Raw genomic sequence first — 17,821 nt, forward strand, 5'->3', positions numbered from 1 at the left:
CCCCTCCGGAACTGAACCTTAATTCAGTTAAGCAGCTTCTATGTGAAGCGCTCGGCGACAGGGGCAAATAATGAGTGACTAATCAGACACTTAGGGCGCGCACACCCTGATCATAATCAGTCCTGAGGGAAGTGGCGACGAATAGCGGCCAGGATAGATGACTCATCGATACCTGCCACAACATGCTGCTGGGTCGGTGAATCGTGCTCAATGTAGGTATCCGGAATACCAAGCACCTCAACAACCGACTTGAGCCCCTGTTGAGCCAGCGACTCGAGTACAGCAGAACCTGCGCCACCCATTCGGGCGTTCTCTTCAACAGTCACTAAGAGGTCGTGCGTTTCTGCCAGTTCGGCCACCAGCGCATCGTCCATTGGCTTCACAAAACGCATATCTGCAACGGTAGCATCAACGACATCTGCTGCTTTCAGCGCAGCGGCTAACGGAGCACCAAACGCCAGGATAGCGACCTTTTTGCTTTGGGATGCGCGACGAATAACGCCTTTCCCCAGAGGCAAGACTTCAAGTGACGGATCAATGGCAGCCCCTGTGCCAGAACCTCGTGGATAGCGAACAGCGGCCGGGCCTTCGTGCAGATAACCGGTGTTCAGCATCTGTCGGCATTCATTTTCATCGGACGGCGTCATGATGACCATCTTAGGAATACAGCGAAGGTAACTAAGGTCATATGCACCATGGTGCGTTGGGCCGTCTTCACCGACCAGCCCCGCGCGGTCAATGGCGAATAAGACATCGAGATCCTGGAGAGCAACGTCATGAATCAACTGATCATATGCACGCTGCAGGAAGGTCGAATAGATAGCCACGACAGGCTTCACCTGTTCACAGGCCATACCCGCAGCCAGAGTCACAGCATGCTGCTCGGCAATGGCGACATCGAAATAACGATCGGGAAATTCCTGTGAGAAACGAATGAGGTCTGAACCTTCACGCATCGCTGGCGTAATACCCACGAGGCGCTCGTCCTGAGCTGCAACATCACACAACCAGCGACCAAATACGTTGGAATAACTCGGTTTCGATGCCTTTGCCGGCCCGCCTTTCTGGGCCTTCAGCGCGTGGTAGCGAATCGGCTCTTCTTCCGCAGGGGTAAAGCCTTTGCCTTTCTGAGTCACGATGTGCAGGAAGCGCGGACCTTTGAGTTTCTTCAGACTAGCGAGTGTTGCCACCAGCTCGTTCAGGTCGTGGCCATCGACCGGGCCGTAGTAATTAAAGCCCAGCTCTTCGAACAAAGTACCCGGAGCTACCATGCCTTTCATGTGCTCTTCAGTACGCTTCGCAAATTCCCAGGCGGCCGGAATATTCTCAAGAACACGTTTGCTGCCTTCACGCATAGCGGAGTAAGTCTGGCTCGACCAGATACGGGTGAAGTATTTGTTCAGTGCACCGACGTTATTCGAGATCGACATGTCATTGTCGTTAAGAATAACCAGCATATCGGCTTTTTCGTGCCCGGCATGGTTGAGAGCCTCAAAGGCCATACCGGCGCTCATGGCGCCATCACCAATCACAGCAACACTTTTGTTCGGAAGGCCACGCTGACGGAAACCAAGCGCCATCCCCAAAGCCGCACTGATCGAGGTACTGGAGTGACCAACGCCAAAGGTGTCGTACTCACTTTCGGTACGCAGCGGAAACGCAGCCGGGCCTTCGGCAGAACGGATCTTCGGCAACTGCTCGCGCCGGCCTGTCAGAATTTTATGTGGATACGCCTGATGGCCAACATCCCACACAATGCGATCGTCTGGGGTATCAAAAACGTGATGCAGAGCTACCGTCAGTTCAACAACGCCCAGACCGGCACCAAAATGGCCACCCGACTGCCCAACGCTATAAATGAGATATTCACGCAGCTCACGACACAGAGGCTGTAACTGAGCAGGGCTCAGCTCGCGCAGGTCCGCTGGGGATTCAATCTGATCCAGCAGTGGCGTCTCTGGTCTGTGTTTGGGAATCTCTGTAAACATCTGAAGGAACTGCTTCCGGTAGAAAAAGTGCACCGGCAGCGCCGGAAAACTAAAGGGGTGCATTCTACCGGCTGAGAGACAAGATGAGTAGTTAAAACTCCCCTGCCCGCCAATACGGACAGGTGAGCTCTGTCGCTGTCACAGAGGTATCAGTGATCGCGCTCGATAATGTAGCGGGCCAGCGACTCGAGTGTAGAGGTATCACCGGGCAAGCCTGCGAGTGCCTGAATCGCTTCATCGACAAGGACTTTCGCACGCGTACGGGCGCCTTCAAGCCCAAGCAGTGACGGATACGTTGGTTTTTTCAACGCCTCATCTGCGCCCTGCTGTTTTCCCAATACCGCGGTATCGCCCTCGATATCGAGGATGTCATCCTGTACCTGAAAGGCCAGGCCAACGGCTTTCGCATATTTATCAAGGGCTTCGGTGATTGAGGTATCGGTATTCTTAGCTGCACAGATGGCGCCCATTTGCACGGCCGCTCTGATCAGCGCTCCGGTTTTATGCAAGTGCATATGTTCGAGCTGTTCAACGGTCATCGACTTGCCGACGTTGTTAATATCAATCGCCTGGCCGCCCACCATACCCGCGCTGCCAGCAGCACGACCGAGCACCTGCACCAGCTGCAGGCGCTGCTTTTCTGACAACTCTTTCGCAGAGGCTAATACTTCGTAGGCGCCATTGAGAAGTGCGTCTCCGGCAAGGATCGCCGTCGCTTCATCAAAGGCTATATGGCAAGTTGGCTTACCGCGACGCAGATCATCATCGTCCATCGCAGGCAGGTCATCATGAACCAGGCTGTAGCTATGAATCATTTCAAGCGCGACGGCGGCGCAATCTGCCACTGCATGCTCGGCATTAAGAGCATCCATGGTCGCGTACACAAGATAAGGCCGCAGGCGCTTACCACCATTCATCAGGCCATAGTGCATTGCGTCTGCGAGACGCTGATCTGCAATTCCAAGCTCTGCAAGTCTGGCTTCTGCCAGCTCAGCGACTCTGGCCTGCAAAGGTTGCAAATTCATTCGCTGGCGTCTCCGCTCTGAAAGGGCTGAGCGTCACTCTGGCCATTCCGTTCCATCAGTAGCTGTACACGCTGCTCTGCTGCCGCCAGAGCCTGCTGGCACTGACGAGTGAGGCCGATGCCTTTTTCAAATGCTTCCAGGCTGTCTTCAAGGGTCAATTCGCCACTTTCCATGCGGGTGACCAGAGCTTCGAGTTCCGATAAGGCTGACTCGAAACCGAAGGAAGAGGATTTATCAGACATAGTTACTCCTGTCGTAAGGCTCGAACACTAAACCCAAGGCATGAGCGGGTCAACACAGGCTTTTTTTGTCAGATGACAGGAAGAACCGCAGGAAGCGTCTAAACTCTGTTACAGAAGCTACCTCAGTATGGAAAGGAGTGAGTGTGGATCTCGCGTCATTAGTAGGCCTCGTCGGCGCGTTCGGTATCGTAATTTTCGCCATGATTCTCGGTGGCGATATCACCATGTTTGTTAACGTGCCGTCGCTGCTGATTGTTATTGTCGGAAGTCTGTTTGCTGTAATGATGAAATTTGAGCTGGGCCAGTTTCTCGCCGCAGCCAAAGTCGCGGGCAAAGCATTTTCCTTCAAGTTGATCAAACCGGAAGACCTGATCGGCGAAATCGTCGAACTTGCCGGCCTAGCCCGTAAAGGCGGCCTTTTGTCTCTTGAGGGGAAAGAGGTCAGTGATGAGTTCCTGAGTAAAGGTATTCAGCTGCTGGTCGATGGCCACGACCCGGATGTTGTAAAAACCCTTCTCAGCAAAGAAATGAAACTCGCCAGCGCTCGCCACGACACAGGTATCAGCATTTTTAAATCGCTTGGCGACGTTGCTCCCGCGATGGGGATGATCGGTACTCTCATTGGCCTGGTTGCTATGCTGGCCAACATGGACGACCCGAAGGCCATCGGCCCCGCGATGGCGGTTGCACTCCTCACCACGCTTTACGGCGCCATGGTGGCGACCATGTTGTCACTCCCTATGGCCGACAAGCTGACCTTGCGTAAAGACGAAGAAGATCGCCTGAAGTCGATGATCATCGACGCACTGCTGGCAATCCAGAACGGTCAGAACCCCCGTGTTATTGAATCCATGTTGCAAGCCTACATCCAGGAAGGCAAACGCGTAGCGGCGAGCGAGTAGTAAGTCATGGCTGAAGAAGAAGACGAATGTCCACCCTGTCCCGATGGGATACCCGGCTGGGTAATGACCTTTGCCGACCTGATGTCGCTGCTGATGTGCTTTTTCGTACTCCTGCTGTCGTTCTCAGAAATGGATGCACGAAAGTTCAAGCGTCTGGCCGGTGAACTCAGGGATGCCTTCGGTGTGCAGACGGTTGTTAATGCCAGCGATCCGCCCAAGGGGACCAGTGTGATTGCCCGGCACTTCAGTCCGTCGATTCCTGAACCGACACCGATTAATGAAGTCCGGCAAAAAACCAGCGACATCACCAAAAGTTCACTCGAAGTGCTGTGTCAGGATGAAGTGACACAGCAGGAGGAGCGTCAGGGCGACCGCGGTATGCAAACGCGTGAAGTCGTCGTGCCACGCGAGGACATCGAAAATAAAAAGAGCGAAGAGATGGCCGTTGAAATGGCTGCTCAGCTTGAAAATGAAATCGCACAGGGTCAGGTCGAAATTGAAACCGTAGGTAAGAAAATCATTATCCGCATTCAGCAGAGAGGCGCTTTCCGTTCAGGTTCTGACTATATCGAGGATCGCTTCTTACCAGTGATCGACAAAATCCGGGAAGTGCTCGTTGATATTCCGGGCAAGATATCTGTGGAAGGGCACACCGATGATATTCCGCTCGCGGGCGGCCCGTTCCGTTCGAACTGGGGACTATCAACTGCCCGTGCCGTCTCATTTGCACAGGAATTGTTTATTGCTCCCGAAATGAACTCGGACCGGTTCCAGGTGGTGGGTCACGCAGATAAAAAGCCACTGGTGCCTAATATTGATGACGCTTCCCGCGCACGCAACCGGCGCGTGGAGATTGTAATTCTGCGTACGCATGAATTTGATGATGACGATCAACCGGAAATCACTCCGACGCAACAGGAGATTGACGACGCGGCGACAGCCCGCCCGGAAGATTTTGAATTAAATCCCAACGAAATATTCTGATCGGGAGAGAGACAATGGAAACTGGAACAATGGAAGAAAGACGCCGTTATTTCCGCCTGGATGATGAGGTCATTCTGGACTTTGAAGCCATCTCACAAGAAGAGGTGCAACGCTGGAAGGCCCGCCATCAGGATCATATCAATGAGTTGGCAGAGCTGGAGCGCGACATCGCTGGCGTCCTTCACCAGGTACAGGCACAGAACCCCACTGTTGCTCGCTTGTTTGAGCTGCTGAACCAAAAGGTCAACCTGCTGAACTCCCCGGTGGGGCCGGATGCGAAACCAGAACTCTCGCAGACCGAAGTGCGTACGCGGGTGAATCTGAGCGCCTGCGGCATGGCGTTCCACTCCACAGAACCGCTCAGTGAGAGCGACAATCTACGGCTGCAGATGCAGCTGAAACCGTCCAACATTCCCGTGACTCTCATGGGGACGATTGTCGGTGTGGAGCATACAGCAGATCCTGCCACCCCCTATCTTGTACGCGTTGACTTCGAAGGCCTGAGAGAAGCGGAGCAGGAAATTCTGATTCACCACCTGTTCCAGCTACAGTCACGTCGTCTGCGCTCTGAGCGCGAAGCTCAGAACGACGCTGCTTGCTGAACCTCATTCCACCAGGCCTTTTTTCCTACAGTAAAAAAGGCCTACCCTCTGCTATCATGCGCTTTATTTCATTCACTTTTACTCTAATGAGAGCGCATGATGTCTGGCCCTCGCATCTATACTCCCGAGCCACTCGCTGACAATACAACCATCGCACTGGATGATCAGGCAGTGACGCACCTGGTACGCGTTTTACGTATGAAAGAGGGTGACGATGTACGGCTATTCAATGGCGACGGTTCTGAATATCAGGCACAGCTCATCATCGAGAGCAAAAAATCGGCATCGGCATCTGTCATTCATGCGACTCGTCAGGATGCACCACTGACACTGCAGATACATCTGGGCCAGGTGATTTCAAAAGGCGACCGGATGGACTTCACTATCCAAAAAGCGACCGAGCTGGGTGTCACCGACATTACTCCCCTGACCAGTGAACGCTGTGATGTACGCCTGAAAGGCGACCGGATGGAAAAAAAGCTCGAGCACTGGCAGAAGGTAGCCATCTCAGCCTGCGAACAGAGCGGGAGAAATACCGTCCCGGCAATTCATCCACCAAAGTCGCTGAGTGACTGGAGTTCAGGAATAGAAGCCGACAGAAAATTGCTGCTCCACCCTCATAACCAGAAGCCTCTCGTATCCGATCAGTCTCCAGAAAGCATTGCGCTTCTGGTAGGCCCTGAAGGTGGTTTCTCTGACATCGAAGTGACTCAATGCCAGGAGTCAGGATTTGATGGTTTGCTATTGGGGCCTCGTATATTGCGTACCGAGACCGCGGCGCTGACGGCTCTCAGCGTTCTTCAGTATGTGTGGGGTGACTTTCGCTAACGAGACGGATGCCTTTCCAGTCCCAGTATGAAGATAAGAAATAGATCCCGATAAACAGGGTCGCCCACCATTCAATGATGCGCTTACCGTGACTCATCTCGATTCCAACGGTGACTCCGGCAAAGGCAATAAACATAAACCACAGAATTCCCATTACTGCTGTTTTCACCGCAAAGCTAGGGACAACCAACCCCTGTTTTCTTGCCTTAAATGTCAGAACGTAGGCTGTGGTCAGAGCAATCAACATTCCCTGAAAAAACAGATTGGCGCCACGCACGTGCACTCCCCAGCGGGTATCTGATTTTTCTGGCAGCAACACCGCGGTACCAGCCAACAGACCAATGGCAGCCAGAACTCCGAAAAACTGCATTGCATTCAGCGCGATACGCCCGGAATACGGGCTTAACCAGACACGGTATACCTGCCACCAGACAACAAAGAATGCACAGGCCGCAATCATTCCTCCACGAAAAATAAAGCCTGCATCGCCTTTCATACCTGTATGGGTAATATCAGTACAGCCATCAAAAAATGGATTACATAATTCTGCCGTACCGGCTGACGTCCCAACAAAGTAAGTGACTGCAATCGTGCCCATGGAGAGAACGAAAGATGCTAACGCAATAAACTGACCGAATGACACGAAACCTCCGAACAGCCCGGATTTCATTGGGCCATCAAAAATAAAGCGACATCATATCAATCAACACACCCTGGTAGAACTTTTAACATCTGCAATTCAGCGGTAGTCGCGAAGGAAGTCGGTAATAGCAGGTGGCGAGGGCCGTGCACAGCATGGATGCTGTGCACGAGCCTACAGGGACGTATTTACGGCGTGCCATCGAACCCTGCTGTTAGCGACAGCCTGTTGGTCCTATCCACACTCCAGCACCGACCTATCGTGCCGCCTGAAGATAAACGGTACACTTCTGCATAATCTTCAAATCAGTATCAGATCGAACGTTATATGGCCAAAAAGAAAACCGCCTACGTCTGCACTGAATGCGGCGCAGATCACAGCAAATGGCAAGGCCAGTGTGCCGGTTGCGGACAGTGGAATACTCTGCAGGAATTTGTCGTATCTTCAGCAAAGACCGCAGCTCGGGATACCCGATTCAGTGGCTATGCCGGCGATGCCGGTGCCAGTGATGTTATTAAACTCGCCGACGTCGATCTCGCCGAACTGCCAAGATTCAGTTCCGGCATGCAGGAGTTCGATCGGGTGTTAGGTGGTGGCCTTGTGCCAGGCTCCGCCATTCTTATTGGTGGTCACCCGGGTGCAGGTAAATCAACGCTGTTGCTTCAGACTTTGTGTTATCTGGCGACACAGATGCCAGCCATCTACGTGACTGGTGAAGAAAGTCTGCAACAGGTGGCGCTGCGCGCAAACCGGCTTGGGTTGCCGACTGATCAGTTACAGATGCTGAGTGAAACCAACGTTGAGCGACTGACTAATGTGCTGCAGCAGCATAAGCCTCGTATCGTCGTGATCGATTCTATTCAGGTCATGCATGTGGATGGCATAGAGTCTGCGCCGGGCAGTGTTTCTCAAGTACGCGAGAGCGCAGCGTATCTGACCCGTTTTGCGAAACAGACGGGAACGGTTCTGTTTCTCGTCGGGCATGTGACGAAAGATGGCTCTCTGGCGGGCCCGAAGGTTCTTGAGCATATGATCGACTGCTCGATCATGCTCGAGGGCTCAGGCGATAGCCGCTATCGCGTACTGCGCGGTATCAAAAACCGGTTCGGTGCTATCAATGAGCTGGGCGTCTTCGCTATGCTCGAGCGCGGCCTGAAAGAGGTTAAAAACCCAAGCTCGATTTTTCTAAGTCGCGGCGATGAACCTGCTGCTGGCAGTGTCGTGATGGTGATCTGGGAAGGCACACGCCCACTGCTTGTTGAAATTCAGGCATTGGTCGACGACAGTCATTTCGGACATCCAAAGCGGGTCGCGGTTGGTCTGGATCAGAATCGTCTTAACCTGCTGCTCGCAGCATTACATCGCCATGGCGGTATCCACCTTGGTGATCAGGATGTGTATATCAATGTCGTCGGTGGCGTAAAGGTAAATGAAACCGGGGCCGACCTGGCGCTCTTACTTGCTGCCCTGTCCAGCTTCCGCAATCAACCTCTTGAGCAAGGACTGATTGTCTTCGGAGAAGTAGGCTTATCCGGAGAAATTCGCCCGGTACCCTCAGGTCAGGAGCGGATAAAAGAAGCGGCGAAGCATGGCTTTACCAGGGCAATTGTTCCGAAAGCGAACGTACCGAAACAGCCTGTTGACGGGATGGAAGTGATCGGCGTTGATAAACTTCAGGAAGCTATCGAACGCCTGTAAGACGATCCTGTCATCCGGACTAAGCCATCCGGGCTCAGTCGTCCCGGTCGTTAATGCCTTTTCTTTCAGCAGCTCGTTCCGCTTCTTCTGCATTACGAGTGCCCTCTGCCATTGGGCGACGGCGATGAATCGCTGCTTTGCCCATCATGTACGCAGACACAGGCGCGGTCAGAAATAAGAAAATACTGATCACTAACTCATGGATGTGCAGACTCTCTTCCTGAACGCTAAACCAAACAAGTGAACCAAGCAGAGTAGCCCCCATACCCAGCGTCGAGGCTTTTGTTGGCGCATGGAGCCGAGTATAGAAGTCAGGCAGCTTTGCCAGCCCCCAGGAGCCTACAAGCATAAATAACGCACCACCAATCAGAAGTGCGGCAACAAAATAATCGCTATATACAGCCAGGTTATTCAATGATGTCACCCCGCAACAGATATTTGGCGACTGCCGACGTGCTGACAAAACCAAGCATAGCGATCAGAAGAGCCCCTTCGAAATACAGGGCGGTCCCGTAGTACAGGCCCAGCAGAATAATCAAAGCAATACTGTTGATATAGAGCGTGTCCAGAGCAAGGATGCGATCAGTAATATCTGGCCCCTTTATCAAGCGCCAGAGGCAGAAAAGCATCGCCAGACCAATCATCCCGGTACAGATCATGATGACATTACTCAGCATCCGAATATCTCCTTCAGCGGCTGTTCGTAACGTTTGAAGATAAACGCCTGAAGTTCTTTTTCGTCTTCAAGATGGAGTACGTGAATATAAAGGCACGTACGATCTTCTGAAAACTCAACGCTGACGGTTCCCGGAGTGAGCGACACCGAACTCGCCAACAAGGTCACCGGAAAGGGCTCGGTCATTGATAACGGGTAGGCTAACCAGCCCGGTTTGAGATAGCGATTGGGTAGCACTACCCGGCGGGCCACATCAACGTTCGCCACCACGATGTCGTAGAGGAGTCGCAGCGAGTAAGTCATCATGGCTAAAGGCTTTTTAACCGGCGCATGTCCACGTACATACGGATAAGTAAGTATGGGAATCAGCCAGGCCAAAATCACCGCCAGCACTAACTGCCCGTAGGAGAAACCATTCAATAAAAGCCATACGGCAATCAGCATGACTGAGTGCCACGGCATCGGCAGCAATCGCTTCATTATGGCTGCCCTCCGTTCAGATAATTCAACGTCACACCAGCGTGCAGGTCCTGAGCAGCCCTCAGAGACCATTCAGTCAGTGGTCCGCCGCCAATAACAAGAACAAGCGTCGTTGCGACCAAAAGCCCTGAAGCCACAAGGTGAACATTGCTCACCTTCTCCTTAGCTTCTGGAACAACAGAACCCTGGGTTCTCCAGAACAATGTAGTTCCGGCACGAGACAAGGCAATGAGCGCAGCCAGACCAGAGATAAGAACGAGCGGCCAAACCCAGATGGCATCGCCACTGTCGACAGCGGCCTGCAGGATAAAGACTTTACCCAAGAAACCCGAGAACGGAGGTAAACCAATCATAGCCATCGCAGTTACAGCAAACAGAACGCCGGTAAATACCGGATACAGAAATGGACGGGAACGCACAAATCTATCTTCCGCCTGACCACGCTGCATAAGAATCAAACCAGCGACCAGAAAGAACGCCCCACTCATCAGCGTGCTGTGCAACGTATAATAAAGACCTGCCGCAACCGATTGAGTCGTCCCCATGGCGACCGTCATCAGCAGAGTACCAACGGAAATAACAATCAGGTTAGCAATGAGCCAGCGCAGCGTCTGGCTCGCCAGGGCGCCAATGGCTCCGGCAAGTACCGTCAAGCCTGACAGCCACGCCAGGGGAACCACCCCAAGATCAGACAGTTCGCCACTGTCGTGACCAAATACAACACTGTGGATACGCCAGAGGCTATACACGCCAACCTTGGTCATAACGGCGAACAGGGCCGCTACCGGCACTGAGGTTGTGCTGTAGGTTCTTGGTAACCAGAAATGCAGCGGTAACAGGGCCGCTTTCACCCCAAACACTACCATCAGTAGAAGCCCACCGGCCTGAGCCAGGGGAACGCTTTCTTCTGGCAACGTGGGCGCGCGCGAGGCCATATCCGGGATATTCAGCGTACCGAAGGCTCGGTACAGCAGAGCCAGTGCAATCAGGAAGAAGGCTGACCCTATCAGGTTATAGAGTACATAGTGCTGAGCTGCTCGGGTCCTTTCCCGACCGCCGCCATGTATCAACAACGAGTACGAGGCGATGAGGAGAATCTCGAAAAAGACGAAGAGGTTAAATGCATCCGCGGTCAGAAAGGCGCCGTTCAGGCCCATTAACTGAAACATAAACAGGGGGTGGAAAAAGCGCCCTGTTTTATCTTCACCACCGCACGCAAAAAGGTGCGTACACAATGCCAGAACAGAGGTAACCACCAGCATAAATGCAGCTAGAGGGTCCGCGAGCAGGTAAATGCCGAACGGGGCTTCCCAATCACCCATGGCGTAGCCCATTGGGCCGTCCGCCAAGGTCTTGAACAAGGTCAACATCGACACCGCTACCAGCATCAGTAAACCAAACTGAGCCACCAGGCGCTGAAGATGCAGGCGCTTGTTAAACCACGGATACAGAATCAGAATTGCCGCGAAAAATGGCAGAAGCACAGGAAGTGCCGGTAAATGCATCACCTTGATTTACCTCCGGTGTTTTTCGCGGTACTGCTGACTGAGCTCTGTCGGATTTTTCCCTGAGGCTCTTTATTGGCCAGTGAGTCACCCGGCAAAGCGCGTCCATCGACCTGATCATTACCAAGATCTGCACGTGCCCGGATTGCCAGAATCAAGGCAAACGCCGTCATAGCAAAACCAATAACGATCGCAGTAAGCACCAGGGCCTGAGGCAGAGGGTCGGAATATTCTGCCCCGTCGGCCAGGATGGCCGGCTCGTGCAAGGCCAACCCACCACTAGCGAACAGAAACAGATTTACTGCGTAAGACATCAGGGTAAGGCCGATGACAACCGCAAAGGTGTGGCCCCGAAGCATCAGAAACACCGAACACGTCACCATCACGCCGACAGTGACTGCAAAAATCAATTCCATCAGGATCTCCTTCCAGGCCGTGTTGGTCTGTCTGTTGTCGTCAGCTTGCCAAGGTTGGCAAGAATCGACAGCGTCGCACCGATTACTGTCAGATAGACACCAAGATCAAATGCCATGGCACTGGCCAACTCGAACTTACCGACTAACGGCAGATAGAAATAATCAAACCAGGACGTCAGGAATGGGCGTTCAAATAACCAGCTTCCGACACCTGAAGCGAAGGCAATAAACAGCCCCCAGACAATAAACCACTGGAACTTAAGATCGCCGCGATCCCGCATCCACACAACACCATTCGCTACGTATTGCTGGATCAGTGCGATCGCAGTAATCAGGCCGGCGATAAAGCCACCGCCGGGTAGGTTATGTCCACGCAGGAAAATATAGGCAGACACCAGCAGCGCCAGTGGCAGCAGGCTCTGAGAAATCTGCATCAACATCAGCGGGTGACTGTCTTTTGACCATGGGCGACCATCCATATCAGCGGCAGGAACAAACAGGCGAACCCCCGCCAGCAATTTATAAATGCCAAGGGACGCTATCGCCAGCACCGTAATTTCACCGAAGGTATCGAAACCGCGAAAATCGACCAGAATCACGTTAACCACATTAGTACCACCACCGCCGGTCTTAGCATTTTCGGTGAAGAAACTACTGATGCTGTCAAACGGACGCGTCAGCATCGCATAGGTCAGTGTTCCCACTATCGCTCCCGCAGCCGTAGCAATACCCATGTCGCGAACAATGCGTCCCGGCGATAAATGATTGAGGCTGACTTTCTGCGGAAGAAAATAAAGCGCTAGCAAGAAAAGGATAATGGTCGCAACCTCGACCGAAAGCTGCGTCAGTGCGAGGTCAGGGGCTGAGAACCAGGCAAACGCGACAGAAACTACCAAGCCAACAACGGAAATCGTTACCAGTGCCAGAAGGCGTTGATGGCTCAGCATCGCCGTCGCCACAGAGGCAACAATCATAAGCAGAGCACCACCTAAGGCAACCATATCCAGTTCAGTTACCTCCAGGCTTCCGCGTGCATGAGGAATGTTCACCATAGGGACACTCATCGCAGCGATTGCCATTAATAACAGCCAGAGGGCATAGCGCTGGAAGCTGCCGTTATCGAGCCACAATTGAACACTGCGTGCACGCTCCACTAGCGTCTGGATCATATGTTCAAACGCCAGTTTAGGATCAACTTCAGTAAATCGGGCCTGAAAATTAAACATGTGTCGGCGCTGGCGATAGAGAGCGACACCGCCCAGTACAGCCAGAAAGCTCATCAACAGCGGGATATTAAATCCATGCCAGATTGAAATGCTGAACTCAGGCACCCCGGCAGGCATCAGAGACGCCCCCACAGCGACTAAGAGATCACCGACGATCAGATCCGGCAGAACACCGACCAACAGACACAGAACCACCAGAATCTCGACCGGCACACGCATGTAACGTGGTGGTTCGTGAGGTGTTTTCTCAAGCCCGATTGGCTCACCATTGAAAAAGACGTCGTGAACGAAGCGAAGAGAGTAAGCAACGGCCAGAGCCCCACCCACTGTTACCAGCAAAGGAATCAACCATGAAAGAGAACCAAAGGTTTCCTGATGTAGTGATTCTGCAAATAGCATTTCTTTAGAAAGGAAGCCATTCAACAGCGGTACACCCGCCATTGAAGATGCTGCCACCATAGCGAGGGTCGCCGTATAGGGCATGTAACGGAACAGGCCGTTGAGTTTGCGCATATCACGCGAACCGGACTCGTGATCGATAATCCCGGCGGCCATAAACAACGACGCCTTAAAAACGGCGTGATTGATCACGTGAAACATGGCGGCGATGGAAGCCAGCTCTGTATCCAGACCAAGTAACAGAGTGATCAGGCCGAGGTGACTGATGGTCGAATACGCAAGCAGACCTTTCAGGTCGTGCTTAAACAGCGCCGTATACGCGCCGACCAATAGTGTCGTGAGGCCCACCAGACTGACCAGGGCAAACCACAGATGCGTATCCGACAATACCGGATAGAAACGAGCCATCAGGAAGATACCCGCCTTCACCATGGTTGCAGAATGCAGGTACGAGGAGACTGGCGTTGGCGCTGCCATTGCCTGTGGCAACCAGGAATGGAAAGGAAATTGGGCTGACTTGGTAAATGCGCCAAGCAATACCAGTACGACAATCACAGGGTAGAGGCTGTGCTCTGCTATTAAACTGCCACTGGCTAATACTGTACGCAAGTCGTAGCTCCCTACGACTTCGCCAATAAGAATCAGGCCCGCCAGCAAAGCCAGGCCACCAGCACCGGTAATCGTCATCGCCATACGGGCGCCCTTGCGGGCGTCGGAGCGATGCGACCAGTAACTGATCAGCATAAATGAACTGACGCTGGTCAGCTCCCAGAAAAACCAGAGCTGAATCAGGTTTGCGGAGAGTACAACACCAAGCATCGCTGTCATAAACAGCAACAGACTGGCATAAAAACGCCCTGCATTATCCGCCTCAGACAGATAATAGCGGGCGTAGAGAATTACCAGCAGGCCAATCCCGAGAATCAACAGGGTGAACATCAAGGCCAACCCGTCAAGCATAAAGCTGATCTGCAGGGATAACGCAGGTACCCAGTCATAAGTAACGACCGGGTTACTGCCTGACATGACCTCAGGTGCGAGAGAGACAACAATACCTAACGCAATAGCAGGCAGAATGGCTGCACCAAGCGCCATTGTCGATCGAGGGTAGCGCCCGAGTAACAGTGAAACCAGGCAGCCCAGTAGGGGCAGAAGAGGAACCCAGATGAGGTTCATATTCAGAGAGTCTCCACTCACAGTTGTACAATAAGTGTATCAGCTCCGCACTTTTAAGACAGAAGTGCCATTTGCGAAGTATTGTCAGCTCGAATCACTAACTATAGACGATAAAAAACCCCGACTGACAGGGCTTTTTATCTCCGTGGTATCAGCCGTGATACTGAGGACTTAACTCAACAACGGCCTCAACGAACGCCTTCGCATGTTCAGGGTCAACGAACTGATGAATCCCATGCCCAAGGTTGAATACGTGCCCAGAACCCTGGCCATAGCTATCAAGAATACGCTTCACTTCTGCGCGAATAGTCGCTGGCGATGCATAAAGAACCGATGGATCCATATTCCCCTGTAAGGCAACCCGATCCCCCACACGGCCGCGAGCATTGCCAATGTCCGTTGTCCAGTCGAGTCCCAGAGCATCGGCACCTGTATCCGCCATCAACTCAAGCCACTGTCCACCACCTTTAGTAAAGAGGATCACAGGGATTTTCTTCCCTTCATGCTCACGGATAAGCCCCTGAACAATCTGCTTCATATATTTGAGGGAGAACTCGCGGTAAGCAACGTCACTCAGGCTGCCACCCCAGGTATCAAAAATCTGAACTGCCTGAGCACCCGCTTTGATCTGCCCATTCAGGTAATCTATCACCGACAGCGCCAGCTTATTCAGCAGCTCGTGCATAATCTCTGGCGTGTCATACATCATGGCTTTAACGTGACGGAAGTCTTTTGATGATCCCCCCTCTACCATGTAGGTCGCCAGCGTCCATGGACTACCCGAGAAGCCAATCAGGGGCACACGGCCATTCAGCTCGCTGCGAATGGTCGAGACCGCTTTCAGTACGTAATCCAGATCCGCTTCGGTATTGGCAACAGGAAGGTCTGCCACATCCTGCTCGGTACGAACGACCTTTTTAAAGCGTGGCCCTTCGCCGGTTTCGAAATACAGTCCCAGCCCCATAGCATCAGGAATGGTCAGGATATCTGAGAACAGGATCGCGGCATCCAGCGGAAAGCGCTCCAGCGGCTGAATTGTCACCTCACACGCCAACTCAGCGTTCTTGCACAGAGACATAAAGTCGCCGGCCTGAGCACGAGTCGCCTTGTATTCTGGCAAGTAGCGCCCTGCCTGCCGCATCATCCAGATAGGAGTGCGATCGACAGGCTCACGCAATAAGGCACGCAGGAAACGATCATTCTTCAGCTCAGACATAAAACTTCCGCAGGTAATCAAAATTTCGGTGAGGGATAATAACAAAAAACCCGGCACGAGGCCGGGTTTGTGACAGGAGCAGAATTATTGAACGACAGTTAATGAGGCTGTTGTTGTTCCAGAGCTGAGTGAATCGTTGGTCAACACGACAGCCTGACCAATATCTCCTGACGAAATTGTAATTGAGCCATCGGCATTGGCTGAGCGCGGGTTCCCTCCGACAGTCCAGCTGTAGTCTGCTGATTCGTAAGTCGCTACAGTCCAGCGAGTCGCGGGGTAGAGTGTACTGACATTCTCAAGGCTTACGTTACCCTCAGGCAGATAGCTATTTTTAGGCCCCGTAATTTCGACAACAGGCTGCGCTTGTCCATATCCTCCAAAGCCCGTCAGGTCCAACTCGGTCGTTAGAGCATAAGTGTAACCTTCCTCAGCAACTGACGAGAACAACAGGTCATGGGTACCATCCCGCTCAAATAGGTTATATCTGACAAGGTACTGATTGTCTGGCTTGATGCGGTTATTCAAGCTGCTGATCTGAGCATTAATAACATCCGCAGCAAAGTTGAACTCAGCTTTTGAATTGGTAGCGAACGTGCTTGAGGCCATTTCTGCAATAGAAGAATCGGGCTCTTCACCACTTCCGGTTACGGCAACATACCAGAGGGGCATACCTGAGGCTTCGACACTGGACTGCTCCTGCGCAGCCTCCTCTTCCTCGCCGTTGGACGTATTAACAATATCAGTACCTTCCGCTTCAACGAACTGTAAGAGAGACTGCCAGTTCAACGCTGCTTCCGCATCAGCTTTCTGAAAAGTCTCCTGAACTGTATTTTCTCCTGACGAGACGAGTACGATATTCGACACCGCTATGCCGGTCAGCTGCGTTGCATCGCCGCCGATATAAGTTCCATTGAAGACATAGCCATCACGGAGATCCGGAATCCCATCGCTAGAGAGATCGACCGCCGTAGCCTCTGAACTGCCAGATCCAGAGTAACTGCCAACAGCTTTCACAATTGCTTCGTAGGTTGCCGATCCACTACCACGATCTTCCCACGCATCTCCTGCAAGTAAAGCATCCAGCGCGGAATTCAAGTCAGCCGCGTTCGATGTGAACCCCGGTAACAGACCTTCAACACCGCTTCCCCCATTTGCATAGGCAATGATGTAAAAGAGTTGGTTACTGATAGTCTCATCAGAGCTCGCCTGAGCAGACGCTATGAAATCCTTAACTTCATCGATCAACGCAGTTTGGTTAACACCTACTGCTGCAGTAGTACTCCCACTCGTATCGATAATAATGGTGGTAAATAGAGCTACCGGTAGCCCTATTATTTTCTGCATCATCAGCCCCTGTTCTTCAACAGACACGGGCTCTTCATTGATGGTAACCGAATAGTCGGCAATATCTGGCGCTTCAAGCGGTTCCAGGGAAACAGAATTAACCGGAGCGATAACATATCCACGGATAACTGGATTGAACCAGATACTATCGAATGCAGCTTCGTCAACGTAGCCATCCCCCTCGACGAAGAACTGAAGCGGGTAAAATGATGATGTATTCCCCTCAACGGCTGTCGTTGGCGTATCACCGCCGTCATCGTCATCACTTCCAGAAGAGCTCTGTGCTACCGGGTCCCCACTGCCACACGCAGCCAGCACCCCAGCCATTAACGCAGTTAGATAAAAACGATACATACTCATGGTGCAGCTCCGTCTGTATTCAGAAAGGGATATCAAATCACAAGCCAGCATACCTTGCTTGCCAACCCAGCTCTAGCGCAAAAAAAGAAAACGCGACCGAAGTCGCGTTTTCTG

Annotated in this window: 17 protein-coding genes; 5 read left to right on the forward strand and 12 right to left on the reverse strand. The window is 52.5% G+C overall.

What is annotated here, in order from left to right; genetic code table 11:
* Positions 1-116 precede the first annotated feature (116 nt).
* The 3 genes from dxs to BW941_RS16295 form a co-directional block, all read right to left on the reverse strand.
* Positions 117-1,988, reverse strand: coding sequence for a 1-deoxy-D-xylulose-5-phosphate synthase (dxs, locus tag BW941_RS16285; protein ID WP_076517916.1), 1,872 nt, complete (start codon positions 1,986-1,988; stop codon positions 117-119).
* 149 nt (positions 1,989-2,137) lie between these two features.
* A complete protein-coding gene (ispA, locus tag BW941_RS16290; protein WP_076517866.1) occupies positions 2,138-3,013 on the reverse strand; it encodes a (2E,6E)-farnesyl diphosphate synthase in 876 nt (291 codons plus the stop codon).
* Entirely contained in the window at positions 3,010-3,255 is a 246-nt protein-coding gene (locus tag BW941_RS16295) for an exodeoxyribonuclease VII small subunit (RefSeq protein ID WP_076517868.1), read from the reverse strand. Before BW941_RS16295 ends, ispA begins: the two co-directional genes overlap by 4 nt.
* 143 nt (positions 3,256-3,398) lie before the next feature.
* On the opposite strand from BW941_RS16295, the gene pomA reads away from it, so the two are divergent.
* From pomA to BW941_RS16315, 4 genes are all read left to right on the forward strand, one after another.
* Positions 3,399-4,157: a flagellar motor protein PomA gene (gene pomA / locus BW941_RS16300; RefSeq protein ID WP_076517870.1), complete on the forward strand. Its 759-nt coding sequence runs from the start codon at positions 3,399-3,401 to the stop codon at positions 4,155-4,157.
* Positions 4,158-4,163: 6 nt separating this feature from the next.
* On the forward strand, positions 4,164-5,141 hold the full coding sequence (locus tag BW941_RS16305; protein ID WP_076517871.1) for a flagellar motor protein MotB: 978 nt from the start codon (positions 4,164-4,166) through the stop codon (positions 5,139-5,141).
* Between the two features lie 14 nt (positions 5,142-5,155).
* Entirely contained in the window at positions 5,156-5,743 is a 588-nt protein-coding gene (locus BW941_RS16310; protein WP_084189091.1) for a PilZ domain-containing protein, read from the forward strand.
* A 96-nt stretch (positions 5,744-5,839) separates the two neighbouring features.
* The gene (locus BW941_RS16315) at positions 5,840-6,571 is read left to right on the forward strand and encodes a 16S rRNA (uracil(1498)-N(3))-methyltransferase (protein WP_245820121.1); all 732 of its coding nucleotides are present in this window, start codon (positions 5,840-5,842) and stop codon (positions 6,569-6,571) included.
* Here BW941_RS16315 and BW941_RS16320 read toward each other — a convergent pair.
* The gene (locus BW941_RS16320; RefSeq protein ID WP_068435475.1) at positions 6,534-7,214 is read right to left on the reverse strand and encodes a Frag1/DRAM/Sfk1 family protein; all 681 of its coding nucleotides are present in this window, start codon (positions 7,212-7,214) and stop codon (positions 6,534-6,536) included. The two genes, BW941_RS16315 and BW941_RS16320, sit on opposite strands and share 38 nt — an antisense overlap.
* Before the next feature lie 324 nt (positions 7,215-7,538).
* Between BW941_RS16320 and radA the strand changes: the two genes are divergently transcribed.
* A complete protein-coding gene (gene radA / locus BW941_RS16325; protein ID WP_076517878.1) occupies positions 7,539-8,909 on the forward strand; it encodes a DNA repair protein RadA in 1,371 nt (456 codons plus the stop codon).
* A 34-nt stretch (positions 8,910-8,943) separates the two neighbouring features.
* On the opposite strand, the gene BW941_RS16330 is transcribed toward radA, so the two are convergent.
* The 8 genes from BW941_RS16330 to BW941_RS16365 all read right to left on the reverse strand — a co-directional run bounded on the left by BW941_RS16330 (position 8,944) and on the right by BW941_RS16365 (position 17,707).
* Positions 8,944-9,324, reverse strand: a complete 381-nt coding sequence (locus BW941_RS16330) for a Na+/H+ antiporter subunit G (RefSeq protein ID WP_139325879.1) — start codon at positions 9,322-9,324, stop codon at positions 8,944-8,946.
* A complete protein-coding gene (locus BW941_RS16335) occupies positions 9,317-9,586 on the reverse strand; it encodes a K+/H+ antiporter subunit F (protein WP_076517879.1) in 270 nt (89 codons plus the stop codon). The genes BW941_RS16330 and BW941_RS16335 overlap by 8 nt, the downstream gene beginning before the upstream one ends.
* On the reverse strand, positions 9,580-10,065 hold the full coding sequence (locus BW941_RS16340; protein ID WP_076517881.1) for a Na+/H+ antiporter subunit E: 486 nt from the start codon (positions 10,063-10,065) through the stop codon (positions 9,580-9,582). Before BW941_RS16340 ends, BW941_RS16335 begins: the two co-directional genes overlap by 7 nt.
* Positions 10,065-11,570, reverse strand: a complete 1,506-nt coding sequence (locus tag BW941_RS16345) for a monovalent cation/H+ antiporter subunit D (protein WP_139325880.1) — start codon at positions 11,568-11,570, stop codon at positions 10,065-10,067. The genes BW941_RS16340 and BW941_RS16345 overlap by 1 nt, the downstream gene beginning before the upstream one ends.
* Entirely contained in the window at positions 11,570-11,986 is a 417-nt protein-coding gene (locus BW941_RS16350) for a Na+/H+ antiporter subunit C (RefSeq protein ID WP_076517884.1), read from the reverse strand. Before BW941_RS16350 ends, BW941_RS16345 begins: the two co-directional genes overlap by 1 nt.
* Positions 11,986-14,787, reverse strand: a complete 2,802-nt coding sequence (locus tag BW941_RS16355; RefSeq protein WP_076517886.1) for a monovalent cation/H+ antiporter subunit A — start codon at positions 14,785-14,787, stop codon at positions 11,986-11,988. The genes BW941_RS16350 and BW941_RS16355 overlap by 1 nt, the downstream gene beginning before the upstream one ends.
* Before the next feature lie 151 nt (positions 14,788-14,938).
* Entirely contained in the window at positions 14,939-16,003 is a 1,065-nt protein-coding gene (gene hemE / locus BW941_RS16360) for a uroporphyrinogen decarboxylase (protein WP_076517887.1), read from the reverse strand.
* Positions 16,004-16,087: 84 nt separating this feature from the next.
* Positions 16,088-17,707, reverse strand: coding sequence for a vWA domain-containing protein (locus BW941_RS16365; protein WP_076517888.1), 1,620 nt, complete (start codon positions 17,705-17,707; stop codon positions 16,088-16,090).
* Positions 17,708-17,821: the final 114 nt, after the last annotated feature.

It is taken from the genome of Thalassolituus maritimus (assembly GCF_900156675.1).
GTDB lineage: Bacteria > Pseudomonadota > Gammaproteobacteria > Pseudomonadales > Oceanobacteraceae > Thalassolituus > Thalassolituus maritimus.

Excerpts from the sequence above, each read along its gene's own strand:
- radA (WP_076517878.1), top strand. The coding sequence starts at position 7,539 with ATGGCCAAAAAGAAAACCGCCTACGTCTGCACTGAATGCGGCGCAGAT.
- BW941_RS16355 (WP_076517886.1), bottom strand. The coding sequence starts at position 14,787 with ATGAACCTCATCTGGGTTCCTCTTCTGCCCCTACTGGGCTGCCTGGTT.
- BW941_RS16310 (WP_084189091.1), top strand. The coding sequence starts at position 5,156 with ATGGAAACTGGAACAATGGAAGAAAGACGCCGTTATTTCCGCCTGGAT.
- BW941_RS16345 (WP_139325880.1), bottom strand. The coding sequence starts at position 11,570 with ATGCATTTACCGGCACTTCCTGTGCTTCTGCCATTTTTCGCGGCAATT.
- BW941_RS16315 (WP_245820121.1), top strand. The coding sequence starts at position 5,840 with ATGATGTCTGGCCCTCGCATCTATACTCCCGAGCCACTCGCTGACAAT.
- BW941_RS16340 (WP_076517881.1), bottom strand. The coding sequence starts at position 10,065 with ATGAAGCGATTGCTGCCGATGCCGTGGCACTCAGTCATGCTGATTGCC.
- hemE (WP_076517887.1), bottom strand. The coding sequence starts at position 16,003 with ATGTCTGAGCTGAAGAATGATCGTTTCCTGCGTGCCTTATTGCGTGAG.
- ispA (WP_076517866.1), bottom strand. The coding sequence starts at position 3,013 with ATGAATTTGCAACCTTTGCAGGCCAGAGTCGCTGAGCTGGCAGAAGCC.
- dxs (WP_076517916.1), bottom strand. The coding sequence starts at position 1,988 with ATGTTTACAGAGATTCCCAAACACAGACCAGAGACGCCACTGCTGGAT.
- BW941_RS16305 (WP_076517871.1), top strand. The coding sequence starts at position 4,164 with ATGGCTGAAGAAGAAGACGAATGTCCACCCTGTCCCGATGGGATACCC.
- BW941_RS16295 (WP_076517868.1), bottom strand. The coding sequence starts at position 3,255 with ATGTCTGATAAATCCTCTTCCTTCGGTTTCGAGTCAGCCTTATCGGAA.
- BW941_RS16350 (WP_076517884.1), bottom strand. The coding sequence starts at position 11,986 with ATGGAATTGATTTTTGCAGTCACTGTCGGCGTGATGGTGACGTGTTCG.
- BW941_RS16365 (WP_076517888.1), bottom strand. The coding sequence starts at position 17,707 with ATGAGTATGTATCGTTTTTATCTAACTGCGTTAATGGCTGGGGTGCTG.
- BW941_RS16335 (WP_076517879.1), bottom strand. The coding sequence starts at position 9,586 with ATGCTGAGTAATGTCATCATGATCTGTACCGGGATGATTGGTCTGGCG.